Source organism: Longimonas sp., assembly GCF_046498435.1.
Taxonomy (GTDB): domain Bacteria; phylum Bacteroidota; class Rhodothermia; order Rhodothermales; family Salinibacteraceae; genus Longimonas.
In genome coordinates this window covers 1-11,533 of record NZ_JAWOAR010000311.1, presented here as the reverse complement: position 1 = coordinate 11,533, position 11,533 = coordinate 1, and the positions used below count along the sequence as shown (strand labels likewise).

Genomic DNA, 11,533 nt, shown 5'->3' with positions numbered 1-11,533 from the left:
GCTTAGTTCAGACTAATATAACTTGAGCGAAGTGGATAGCCCATTGACACAATTTGGCCTTCTTGACATAATACAACAATAATATAGGTTTAGTTATATTTAAAACTTAATTAATACTTATAGAAAGATCTCCCCCGAGGTGGGCAGGATTCCCTGTCCCGCCGTATCTTCTAAACGCCAAGGAGATGGTTCGACTCTCGGCTCCTCCGTCGCCTTCCGCTCACCATGACAGGCTTCGTTAGCGAATGATTGCAGGGGAACCATCAAAATGAGGGTTGACAGAGCACTACGGGCGTTCGCTGATGCGTTCAACCTCATCCCACAGGTTCTCGCTCCAGTAGGCTGACCACAGGTGTTCAACCAGATTCATGGTGTAAGACGCCTCATCGTTGCGCTCCTGAATGCGCAGCAGGCGGCGGTCGTCGCCGGTGTGACGCCAGTAGATGGCCTGCGTCACGTCGTGCTCGGCAACCATAGAAGGCACGGGCTCTTCGTACGTCACCGTAATGCGCTCGGCGGGATACGTGCCGGACTCCACCGTAACCGAGTCGGTGCGGATAAACGCGGCCTGGCTGCGTACGTAGTTGCCATCGGCAGTCATGCGGTAGAAGAGATGCTCGGTGCGATCGTCGATGTCGAGGCTGCGGATGAAGAGCGGCATCTGTGCGGTGGTGTAGCCGCCTGTCTGATAGCCAAACGATCCCGTGTCGTTGCCATAGTCGTCGCTACGCATCCAGTAGTCCACGGTATCGTCGTCCGAAATTGACAGTTCGCGGTACTGGTTCGAGCACCAGTCGAAGCTGGTAAACGACTGCTTGAACGGACGCAGATCGCGCTGCCTCACGTTGCTCACGTAGCTACGCCGGTACTCGTACGACCCGCTCTCAAACCGATAGAAGAGCGCCGACTTAAAGGCGGATACGCCGTCGTCCTCGTCTGTGGCTTTCGTTTGCGCGTTCGGATCGTAGGCGTGTTTAACGGTGAAGCTGCCTACCATAAACGAATGTTCGTCGGCTTCGTCGTAGGCGGTATGGGTGCGTGTTGCTTCGTAAAAAGCAAACTCGGCTTCGCCCTGGTCCCAGCGGTCGCTTGTCAGATACGTGTCATCGAGCGCAAGGGAGGCCGAGAGTTGGCGGTTTGTTTCGGAGGCCGCCGTGGTGGCAGGGTCCGGTGCTTCAGTGCATCCCCCCGTGGCGAGTAGGAAGAGCCCAGCCAGAAGAGAGAATACGTATCGGGAGCGCATAGCACGGCGTATCTGACGACCAAAACAGCGGATTCTGTATCACGTCCTGCACTGACGCATACAGGTCCGGGTTTCAGAGCCTGTTTGAGGTTAGCGCCGCCACACCGCATCAAAAAAACGCGCCCCGCGGGCACTAAGCCAACGGGGCGCTGCATATCAATACGAATCAGATGTCTGTTACGCCGCGGTGGGCGTACCTTTCAGCACCTGAATGAGGCCTTCGCCCACGCCGGTGGCCGAGGCCGGATTCTGGCCGGTGACCAGGCGCCCGTCGATGACGACCTGCGGCTCAAAGTCGTCGGCAGTTTCGACGGTAGCGCCGCGCTCTTCGAGCGTGCTTTGCAGCAGAAAAGGAACCACATTGTCAAGCTCCATCGCGCGCTCTTCGCTGTCGGTGAAGCACGCCACGCGCTTGCCGTCTACGAGGTGCGAGCCGTCGGAGAGTGTCACGTTTACGAGTCCCGAGGGACCGTGGCAAACTGCGCCCACAGCACCGTCGTTTTCGTAGATGGCTGTGGTAAGCGCGGCCAAGTCCTTGTTTCCGGGAAAGTCCCACACGGTGCCGTGGCCGCCAGCAAAGTAGATGGCATCGTAGTCGTCGGCATTGGCGTTGGCCGCCGCTTTGGTCTGCTGCAGTGCCTCTTGTACAGTCTCGTCATCCAAGAACGCAGCATTGGCAGGATCCTCAAGGTCATGGCTCGACGGATCCATGGGCACGTCGCCGCCCTGCGGGCTGATAAAGTCGATCTCGAATCCAGCATCACGCAGCACGTGGTACGGATGCGCGACTTCGGAGAGGAAGTACCCGGTCTTGTTGCCGGTGTCGCCCAGTTCGCTATGACTGGTGAGGATAAATGCAATACGGTCAGTCGCCATAACAGAATCCGGCTTGGTTACGATGGATACAATTCAGTGCCTTGCAACGCCCAGTCCGTGCGTCCGTTGGGGCGCATTCGACCTTGTTGCATCCATGTATGCAGGGTGAAGGTCGACCGTTGCCTCCCTTACGCACTTTTGCTCCAACGCGCTCACCCAACGCACTACATCAGCGCCGTGCGGAGTTGGTTGCAGGCTTTCTCCAGAATAGGCAGTTCTTTGGCAAAACAGAAGCGCAGCTTAGTGCGCCCATCTTCGGGATACTGGTAGAACGAGCCCCCGGGTACGCTGGCCACGTGCGCCTCTTGCACAAGCGTGTGGCAGGCCGCTTTGTCATCCTCGAAGCCGTCGTGCGTGGCTTGCAGCGGGGCAAAGTCGGCCAGCACGTAGTACGCGCCCTCGGGCCACGGCACATCGAACCCGATGGCCTGCAGCGTCTCGCACAGCATCTGGCGGCGGGCGGCATAGTCGGCTTGCATCTGCGCAATGTAGTCATCGCCCAACTCCTCCAGCGCGGCCAGCAGACCGTGTTGCAGCGGACGCGGCGCACAGATGTAGAACAGGTCGTTGAGCAGGCCCATCTTTTCAATCAGATGCGGCGGGGCCACAGCGTATCCCATGCGCCAGCCCGTTACGTTGTATGACTTCGAGAAGCCCGACAGCGTAATCGTCCGCTCGTACGCGCCCGGAAGCGAGGCCAGCGACACATGCTCGTGGTCGTCGTAGAGCATGTATTCGTAGATCTCGTCGGTAATCGCCACGAGATTGTGCTGCTCCATCAGATCGAGCAGCGTCTCCAGTTCATGCCGTGCCCACACCTTGCCGCTTGGATTCACGGGCGTAGTCACGATGACGGCTTTGGTATTCTCGTTGATGACGTGCTGCAGGACCTCGGCATCGAGCGTATCGCCGGGCCCGCCCAGCGGCACGTAGCGAATCGTAGCGCCCGTAAGCTCCAGAATGTTGCGGTGGTAGCCGTAGAACGGCTCAAAGAGAATGACTTCGTCGCCCGCCTCCAGAAGCGCCATTGCAGCGGTGACGAATGCCCCGGTTGAGCCCACGCTTACCATCACCTCGTCGATGTCGGTCGCGGGCAGATCGTTGTAGGATTGCGCCTTCTCCAGAATCGCCTGCCGCAGCGGGGCAATGCCCGCGTAATGCGAATAGATGGATCGGTCCTCGGTGATGGCCTGCCGGGTGCGTTCGCGGATAGGCTCGGGCGTGGGCAGGTCGCAGATGCCCTGCCCCAGGTTGATGCCATCAACGGCATTGACCTGCTGGGTAACGGCGCGGATATCGCTTTGCTTGAGGGCGTCGGTGCGTTCGGCAAGAGAAATCGGTTGCATAGGCAGATAAAAGCGGTTCCAAATGGATACGACAAGGGATGCGTGATACCAAATCCGGTTGTAGCACTGCAGGAGCGCTCCTCAAAGAAAGCACGAGACCGTAGGGCAGCAACCTCATGCCAGCGGATGGAAACATCATGCGCCCCATTGCGGCGCAGATGACAGGCCATACGAGAAAGGGGCGCGCTGCGAGAATGGATGCGCAGAGCGCTTCCGTCCGCGTATGTTCGCCGTTTGCGTGTAGTGGTGTGTCACAGGTCAATGGTTGGGTAGCGTGGGCGAATGATTGGCATGAAAGGTCACAAAAGATCCCGGATCAGCTCCCGACGGCGGTCGGGATTGTCCGGGATGACTATAAAATGGGATACCCTGTGAATCACGTGTGACAGAGCAGTAGCCTCGATCCGCCGGGTAGGACACCGCCGAGTAGGGCGGCCTGCGGGCTACTCCCCGTAGCTGGCTACTACGCGCGTGGCACCGTCGCTGGTGAAGGCAAGCACGTCGTACGGGTCAAGGCGGTCCCCTTGCTCCATCCCTGGCGAACCGACCGGCATACCGGGCACGGTGAGGCCCTGAATGCCCTCAGGCGCGTTGCTTAGCAGTTGCTTGATGTCATCGGCAGGCACATGGCCCTCAACGACATAATCGCCCACAATGGCCGTGTGGCATGAGCCGAGCTGCTGCGGCACGCCCGCTTGCTGCTTCACGCTGCCCATATCCTGGCGCATCTCCGATTCGACGGTGAAGCCCTCTTCCTCCAAATGCTGCACCCATTTTCCGCAGCAGTTGCAGGTTGGACTCTGATACACGGTAATCGTAGGCAGGTCGCTGCCCATTACGGAAACAACTCCGGCTTGCGACAGGCCGACGAGTGTAAGGATGGCAAGGACAACGCCTATCCCCAGGCTTTTGAGCACAGCGCGTGTTGACAATGATCCAAACATAGCAGACAAAATAGAAACAACAAATACGAGGGCGCGGAAATAGCAATACGATCTCTTCTGGCAGAGGCTCCATGGGCGTAATTGTTGCAACCGCTCCTCCAGTTTTCGTGGGGAATCCGTTGCATTTCCAGGGTGCTTATAGTTACGTTTGGGTACTTTTTGAATTACCTGACTCATATTCTTGAGTACGCATGCGTATCGTTGTAATTGGTGCTGGCGAAGTCGGCTTTGATGTCGCCCGGATGCTGTCGGAGGAGCAGCACGACGTGTTTGTAGTCGACAACGATGCCGACGTGCTGCAGCGCGTGCACCGCAAGCTTGACGTGATGACGGTACAGGGCAACGGCACTTCCGCAAGCGTGCTGGAGGATGCCCGGATTCATGAAGCCAACATGGTCGTAGCCGTTACTGCTGTCGACGAAGTGAACCTGGTGGCGTGCATGATGGCCGATCGCCTGGGTGTACCCACCACCATTGCCCGCACGCGCACAAGCGAGGCTGAGCGCGAGCAGTCTGTGCTAAGCACAAAAGACTTCGGCATCGACCTGGCCATTCACCCCGAAGAAGCCGCTGCCGCTGAAGTGGTGCGTCTCATCCAGCGGGCCAGTGCCTCCGAGGTGCTTACCTTCTGCAATGGCAACTTGCAACTCCTCGGCATGCGCATCGACCCCGGTAGCGAGGTGGTCGGGGTCAGCATGAAAGAGTTGATCGAGATGGAGTCCGAGGTCGACTTCCGCGTAAAGGCCATTATGCGCAATCACATCACTATTCTGCCCGATGGCGCGGAGCGTATTCAGCCTGACGACCACCTGTTTATCATGACGCACCCGAGCTGTGTCTCGTCTGTTACGAAGCTTTTAGGGAAGAAAGATGTGCGCATCCGCCACATTATGATTGCTGGAGGCAACCGCGTAGGTAGGAGTACAGCGCGACGCATCGTGGAGGAATGCCCCGATTGCCGCATCAAACTCGTTGAACCCGATGCCGACCGTGCAGCCCAGTTGGCCGCCGAACTTCCCGATGTGCTTGTTCTTCAGGGCGACACGACCGATGTGGAGTTGCTCGTGGAAGAAGGGCTCAAGAATATGGATGCGTTTGTAGCTGTTTCTGATAAGGAAGAGGCTAACCTCGTGACGTGCCTCATGGCGAAAGAGTATGGCGTGCATAAAACCGTTGCGCAGCTCTCGAAGGTCGCATACATCCCCATGAGTGAGCAGCTGGGGCTTGATGCAGCCATAAGTACAAAACTGGCTGTATCGCAAGAGGTACAGCGCTTTTTTCGCGGCCAGCATGTGCTCAGCGTAGCTACGGTGCACGGACTCAACGCCGAAATTCTCGAAGCGTACGCCTCACCCGGAGCGCCAATTACACGTGCCCCACTGCACGCCCTTGATCTGCCAGACGATATGCTTGTGGCTGCTGTGAATCCCGAAAATGGTTCCACTGAAATCGCAACCGGCGATACGCACATCCAGGCCAACGACCGGGTCATTGTTTTCGTGCTCCCAACATCAGCGCATCGCATTGAAAAGCTCTTTGGCACGTAGCCTTGTTACAGTCTGCCTCTCCCGTTCTTGCTGGTTGTTACTCCTTTTGCTATGACGATACATTGGACGGCCATTGCCCGCACGCTGGGTGGCCTACTGCTCTTTGTGGGGGCAGCGCTGCTTGCACCTGCCGGAATCGCCCTGGGATACGGCGAAACCGTATGGTGGAGCTTTGGCCTGACAGCGCTGGGCGCGCTCAGTGTCGGCGGAGCGCTCTGGTTTGGACTTGGCGGCCGAGCTCCTCAAGACCAAGATGTGGGTATCCGCGAGGGATTCGTCATTGTAGCACTGTCGTGGGTGGTGCTCTCACTGGTGGGCGCGCTCCCGTTTGTCATGAGCGGCGTGCTGCCCACCTATACCGATGCGTTCTTCGAAACCATGAGCGGCTTTACCACCACCGGCGCCACCATCTTTGGCGGCGGGGGCAACATGGATATTGAGGCTATGCCGCACGCCTTTCTGTTCTGGCGCAGCCTTACGCACTGGATTGGCGGCATGGGCATCATTCTGCTTACCCTGGCAATCTTGCCCATTCTGGGCGTCGGCGGCTTTCAGCTCTACCGTGCCGAGGTGCCTGGCCCCTCAGCCGACAAGCTCACGCCCCGCGTGCGCGAAACGGCCCGCCGCCTGTGGCTCGTGTACGTGGGCATTACCGCCGTGCAGGTGGTGCTCCTGCTGCCGGCCATGAGCAGCTTCGACGCCGTCAACCACGCCTTTGCCACCATGGCCACCGGCGGCTTCTCCACCAAAAACGGCTCGGTGGCCGACTTCGACTCCGCCTACGTCGACAGCGTCATTACGCTGTTTATGATTCTGGCTGGGATGAACTTTGCCCTGCACTTTCGCATGCTGCGCGGACAGGCGCTTTCCGTTTGGCGGGATACCGAGCTGCGTGCCTATCTCGGCATTATTGTCGCAGCCACCGGGCTCCTCGTCGTTTCTACATGGACGGTCTCGGGCGCGATGCTCCCCACCGCCCCCGAAGCCCTGACCAGCTTCGCAGGCTACGACTCGCTGGGCGAGGCACTCCGATACGGCGTGTTTCAGGCCGTTGCCATCATCACCTCCACCGGATTTGGCACCGCCGACTACGAGATGTGGCCGCCGTTGGCCGTGGGCGTGATCTTTCTGCTCTTCTTCTGTGGCGGCATGGCGGGCTCCACGGGCGGCGGCGTAAAGGTGATGCGCCATGTGGTGCTTGCCAAGAACGCCCTGAACGAGTTCAAGCAACTGGTGCATCCGCGGGCCGTGCTGCGTACGCATCTCAACGGACAGCCCGTTGCGCCCGCCGTAATGCGCAACGTGCTGCTGTTTGTGATGCTGTACATCCTGCTGCTCTTTCTGGGCACGCTCGCACTGGCCGCGCTGGGCCAGGACATCTGGACCGCGCTCGGCGCGGCCATGTCGTGTGTGGGCAACATCGGGCCCGGCTGGGGCACCGTGGGGCCCACCGAAAACTACGCGCACCTGCCGGCCCTCAGCAAGTGGATCCTCTCCTTCCTGATGATGGCCGGACGCCTCGAAATCATTACCGTGCTCATCGTATTTACCCCGGCCTTCTGGCGGCGGTAACCGATTTTGGATGTTCGATTTTGGATGTTCGATTTTGGATGTTCGATTTTGGATTTTGGAGGGAAAACGTGGGAAATAGAGTTGCGGATCAGAACGGTCTCAGTCGACGCTTCCCGACACCTGGAGATAAGTGCCACTCACAGCTTCGTTACAATCAGAACTTGCAGATCTGCGGGGGGGGGCTATTATAGGGTGCGTCTGGGCACTCCCCTTCTGCATCTGTTCATTTCTGCGTCCTCGTCTGTACGAGATTGCGTAGCACAGAGATTACGACACGCCGAGTTTGTATCAGTGGTATTTCGTTCAGGCGCCCTGTTGCTGCCCCGTTAGATGACCCCTCTGTGCTTGTGCTACGCCCTGTCTTATCTTCGTCTTCGTTTTCCACTAATCGAACGCATTATTTTCGCTCTGCAAGCCCCTGCGGCCGCGCTGTCATAGCCATGGTGCTCGTAAGTGCGTGGCTCCTACTTGCCGGATGTGATACGGCGGTGGACGTGCCGCACAACGACTCCGATTCACACACGCCGGGCCTCAAAATTGGCCCGATTGGCAACGGTCCACAGGCCGCAGCGGTCGACCTATCGAGTGCAGTGTCAGTGGCTCCGGATGGACGGCTCTACGGGTGTGTCTTAAGTGCGCACCCCGAAGGCGATACCTCGGGTCCGTACCAGTATCGATACGCCCAACTGGCCTTCCCGGAAGCGGTTGCCGAGAAGGCACTTGGGGAGCAGCGCCTCACGTATCGGCTTCGGACCGAAGACGGCTTGGTGCTTCGACAGGCGACATGCTTGATCCCGGCCACTGCAGAGGCCCGCGATCTTGTACTTGACTGGGTAGGGCTTCCCGATACAGGCGATGGGTGGAGTTCGGGCTCCTCTACAGACGATGACCCCAAAAACCCAACGCCAATTTTGTACAATGGGTTAAACTGTGACCGAGATGGAGACGGTCCTGACGACGTAAGCTGGTCGGAAGAGTGTGATGAGGTTGTGGTAACTGCTGACCCGATAGCCATTGATGACGGCGGGGGTGGAGGCGGCGGTTGGTGGGACCCCATTCCTCCTGATAGCGGCTGGTCTGCGCCATGGGACGACCCCAGTGGAGGGCCAGGCTCTGGAGGTGATGATGACGAAAACAATGATAACGAAAACGAAGACGAGTGTGGAGGCAGCACAGGAGGCGGATCTGATAGCCCGCCCCCAACCGGTGGAGACGACCCGTGTGGAGCCGACTGCTACGATCCCCCCACTGATGATGGTACCGGCGGGGGCGGAGGCGACGGCCCGCACGACGCGCCCGGCTTCATGGTCGGGGCCACCTGGCACGTGGTCACGAGCAGCGGACTGATCGCCGCGCCGTACGATCCCGCCGGATATACGTTGCTGAATGCGGGGTGTGATACGGCAGATGATCCCGTGCCGAAAGAAGAGGTTGCATCGGTTATTCGGGAAGCGTGTCAGGATATGCCGGGTTTGACCCTTCCGGGTGATGATGGTGCTTTATGGCCCTACTTCCAGGCAAGTGTACGGAGCAGTCTCAATGCCACTCTTCCGGGAATGCGTCAATACCAGTGGACTGATCGTCGAGAAGATCAACCCCCACAACTCTCCAATTTAGTAGACGGTTATGCTGAGGCTTTTACGGACGACGGTACCCACATACCAGGATTGGTCACTTCTATTCTTGAGGTCAAGTTTTCTCATAACCCGTCAGGCTCTATGAGTACAGGACAGTGGCAAACACATATCAATGATCTGCAAAGTTTCTATGACCAACTGCCAGATCATGACTATCAACTTGGTTCTCCCCTCTATCTGCTGGTTACAAACTCAGAGTATAGCAGTGTTGATAACCTTGGCGGAGACGAAAGCGTTCGTATTCCAGAATATGCATCGGAGCGTGGGGTTAACGTGATGCATCTCCGAGTCACGAAAAATGCTTTGGGCGACTATCACTTGCAAGGTGGGCTGATTGGAACGAGTGACTTGCCCAGCACGATAGCCAGTTTTCTTACAGAGGTCGAAGTAAACTTTCAGGCAGTCTGTGAGGGAGAAAGCTAACCTTTAACAATACCAGAAATAGAAAATGGGTTCTTACCTATCACTGGTTCGGCTCCCGATCGGTGTAGCTGTGGATCTACTCACCGGGCGCTGCAGCATCACGGACGTAAAACGCACGCATCCCGAGCGTATCAACGGAAGAAGCCGTTCATACGAACTCTGGATGGAAGAACAGCCTGAGCAGGACCCGTACCGTTTGTACTTTGATAGGCGATATGTGGAGGCATTAGACGCGCTAACGGGAAACGTGCATAGCCGATTTGCCCGCGAGTTTGGGGACAACGAGCCTAACGATCCATGCTTCTGGATGGTGTACGGAGCGCGTCTGGTTGGATGGCACGTCATGAACGAGCCTGCGCTTTCGTATGGCTACGTGTTTCCCCTGCGCTACAGCCTCTCCGAAGACATTGCAGCGATCAATGACCAGTTGGCCTCCATGACCGAAGAACAATTGCGGGATCGTATTGAGCAGGTCCTAAAGACGGAGTCAGATCGCTATGCAAGTGAACACCGCCGAACCTGGATGTGGGAAACGGTAGCTGTGAAACTGCTGCCTGCGCTTCGTCAGTTTTACAGCACAACAAAACGAGAAAAGGAAATTGTCGTCTACTGGCTGGGATGATAGAGATAGAGGCGTTCGGCTTTCCTGCAGACTATCAGTGCAATGCACACCCTCTTCCACACCCTCACACTACTTTTCGCGCTTGCAGTCGGCGTAACAGGCATTCAAGCACACGCCTACGTCGACAGACAGGCTGGAGAATCCGTGTCCGCTTACGCTGACACTACATGCCCGTCGGGCTCGGACCGTGCTCAGTCGATGGTCGAAAATTTTTTGACTAACCCTAACCTGGCCGATGCACGCCAGGAAACGGGAACCACAAGCCTGAGCGTCGACCAGATTCAATCAGTGTCAGATCCTGACGTATGCCAGCAGCTAAATGATGAGTTCAGCGCATCTATCGATGGGTACAATCTGGCATATTTCAAAATTGGGGATTTCTATTTTGCCTCGCAGATTCTCAAACAGTCGGAAAATACTAATGAGGTTGTTGTAGGTCTCTCGTTTATCTATATTTTGGACGGTAACTTGAACTTCATCAAAGGCTATTCAGGATGACAGTAGACTTGCGAACCGTACTGGGGCCGATTGCCGTCCTGCTTCTGCTGTCAACACCGACCGCATCGGCTTTCCAGGCCGACCCATGCCCCACAGGCAATGCATCCACACGCAGGTTAGTGGAGATTGTCATTCAAGACACCGACCGGGCTGAGAACTACGCTTCGGGTGGCACGTGGGGGGCGACGCCCGAAGATATACGTATGCTGACTGATGATACGGACGCGGATGTCTGTCAATTCTTTAACGACGGTGTGCCTGAAGAACGAAGTACACCACCGTGGCTTTCAGCCTACTATAAGGCGGGGAATTACTACTTCATCGCCAGCCGCTATCAGTTAAGTGAAGACCAGATGTTCCGACTCGGACATGGGTCCGTTGTTGTTTTCGACAGTGAACTAAATGTGATCGGAGCGTTTGCCGTGTAGGCACGATTCATCGCTAGCGAGCAGTACTGTACATGATGCGCACCCTCACACTACTTTTCGCGCTTGCAGTTGGCGTACCAGGCATGCAAGCACACGCCCACGTCGACAAAGAAGCTGGAGAGCCTGTGTTCTTCCAATTCGAAGTCACATGCCCGTCGGGCTCAGACCGCGTTCGGCGCGGCCCTCTCGTGTGTGGGCAACATCGGGCCCGGCTGGGGCACCGTGGGGCCCACCGAAAACTACGCGCACCTGCCGGCCCTCAGCAAGTGGATCCTCTCCTTCCTGATGATGGCCGGGCGCCTCGAAATCATTACCGTGCTCATCGTCTTTACCCCGACCTTCTGGCGAAATGCTTGGCGACAACGGGCTCTTCCTGAAAAACGTTCCTTACGATTCC

At 57.4% G+C, this 11,533-nt stretch carries 10 protein-coding genes and 1 pseudogene; 7 read left to right on the top strand and 4 right to left on the bottom strand.

Annotated elements, in window-relative coordinates; genetic code table 11:
• Window positions 1-286: 286 nt before the first annotated feature.
• From R6U20_RS11975 to R6U20_RS11960, 4 genes are all read right to left on the bottom strand, one after another.
• The gene (locus R6U20_RS11975) at window positions 287-1,243 is read right to left on the bottom strand and encodes a hypothetical protein (RefSeq protein ID WP_410338087.1); all 957 of its coding nucleotides are present in this window, start codon (window positions 1,241-1,243) and stop codon (window positions 287-289) included.
• A gap of 177 nt (window positions 1,244-1,420) precedes the next feature.
• Window positions 1,421-2,119, bottom strand: a complete 699-nt coding sequence (locus tag R6U20_RS11970) for a type 1 glutamine amidotransferase domain-containing protein (RefSeq protein ID WP_410338086.1) — start codon at window positions 2,117-2,119, stop codon at window positions 1,421-1,423.
• Window positions 2,120-2,283: 164 nt separating this feature from the next.
• On the bottom strand, window positions 2,284-3,465 hold the full coding sequence (locus R6U20_RS11965) for a pyridoxal phosphate-dependent aminotransferase (protein WP_410338085.1): 1,182 nt from the start codon (window positions 3,463-3,465) through the stop codon (window positions 2,284-2,286).
• Window positions 3,466-3,908: 443 nt separating this feature from the next.
• On the bottom strand, window positions 3,909-4,409 hold the full coding sequence (locus R6U20_RS11960) for a DUF411 domain-containing protein (protein ID WP_410338084.1): 501 nt from the start codon (window positions 4,407-4,409) through the stop codon (window positions 3,909-3,911).
• A gap of 191 nt (window positions 4,410-4,600) precedes the next feature.
• Here R6U20_RS11960 and trkA point away from each other — a divergent pair, with 191 nt between their 5' ends.
• From trkA to R6U20_RS11925, 7 genes and pseudogenes are all read left to right on the top strand, one after another.
• Window positions 4,601-5,956: a Trk system potassium transporter TrkA gene (gene trkA, locus R6U20_RS11955; RefSeq protein WP_410338083.1), complete on the top strand. Its 1,356-nt coding sequence runs from the start codon at window positions 4,601-4,603 to the stop codon at window positions 5,954-5,956.
• Between the two features lie 51 nt (window positions 5,957-6,007).
• A complete protein-coding gene (locus R6U20_RS11950; protein ID WP_410338082.1) occupies window positions 6,008-7,528 on the top strand; it encodes a TrkH family potassium uptake protein in 1,521 nt (506 codons plus the stop codon).
• Window positions 7,529-7,968: 440 nt separating this feature from the next.
• Window positions 7,969-9,588: a hypothetical protein gene (locus R6U20_RS11945; RefSeq protein WP_410338081.1), complete on the top strand. Its 1,620-nt coding sequence runs from the start codon at window positions 7,969-7,971 to the stop codon at window positions 9,586-9,588.
• A gap of 25 nt (window positions 9,589-9,613) precedes the next feature.
• Window positions 9,614-10,210 carry a hypothetical protein gene (locus R6U20_RS11940; RefSeq protein WP_410338080.1) on the top strand — a complete coding sequence of 199 codons (597 nt, stop codon included), beginning with the start codon at window positions 9,614-9,616 and terminating at the stop codon, window positions 10,208-10,210.
• Window positions 10,211-10,252: 42 nt separating this feature from the next.
• On the top strand, window positions 10,253-10,708 hold the full coding sequence (locus R6U20_RS11935) for a hypothetical protein (RefSeq protein ID WP_410338079.1): 456 nt from the start codon (window positions 10,253-10,255) through the stop codon (window positions 10,706-10,708).
• Window positions 10,705-11,136 carry a hypothetical protein gene (locus tag R6U20_RS11930; RefSeq protein WP_410338078.1) on the top strand — a complete coding sequence of 144 codons (432 nt, stop codon included), beginning with the start codon at window positions 10,705-10,707 and terminating at the stop codon, window positions 11,134-11,136. The genes R6U20_RS11935 and R6U20_RS11930 overlap by 4 nt, the downstream gene beginning before the upstream one ends.
• 165 nt (window positions 11,137-11,301) lie before the next feature.
• Window positions 11,302-11,533, top strand: a pseudogene (locus R6U20_RS11925) (potassium transporter TrkG); the annotation flags it as partial.

Coding starts and splice junctions, on each gene's coding strand:
- R6U20_RS11975 (WP_410338087.1), bottom strand. CDS start 1,243: ATGCGCTCCCGATACGTATTCTCTCTTCTGGCTGGGCTCTTCCTACTC.
- R6U20_RS11970 (WP_410338086.1), bottom strand. CDS start 2,119: ATGGCGACTGACCGTATTGCATTTATCCTCACCAGTCATAGCGAACTG.
- R6U20_RS11965 (WP_410338085.1), bottom strand. CDS start 3,465: ATGCAACCGATTTCTCTTGCCGAACGCACCGACGCCCTCAAGCAAAGC.
- R6U20_RS11960 (WP_410338084.1), bottom strand. CDS start 4,409: ATGTTTGGATCATTGTCAACACGCGCTGTGCTCAAAAGCCTGGGGATA.
- trkA (WP_410338083.1), top strand. CDS start 4,601: ATGCGTATCGTTGTAATTGGTGCTGGCGAAGTCGGCTTTGATGTCGCC.
- R6U20_RS11950 (WP_410338082.1), top strand. CDS start 6,008: ATGACGATACATTGGACGGCCATTGCCCGCACGCTGGGTGGCCTACTG.
- R6U20_RS11945 (WP_410338081.1), top strand. CDS start 7,969: ATGGTGCTCGTAAGTGCGTGGCTCCTACTTGCCGGATGTGATACGGCG.
- R6U20_RS11940 (WP_410338080.1), top strand. CDS start 9,614: ATGGGTTCTTACCTATCACTGGTTCGGCTCCCGATCGGTGTAGCTGTG.
- R6U20_RS11935 (WP_410338079.1), top strand. CDS start 10,253: ATGCACACCCTCTTCCACACCCTCACACTACTTTTCGCGCTTGCAGTC.
- R6U20_RS11930 (WP_410338078.1), top strand. CDS start 10,705: ATGACAGTAGACTTGCGAACCGTACTGGGGCCGATTGCCGTCCTGCTT.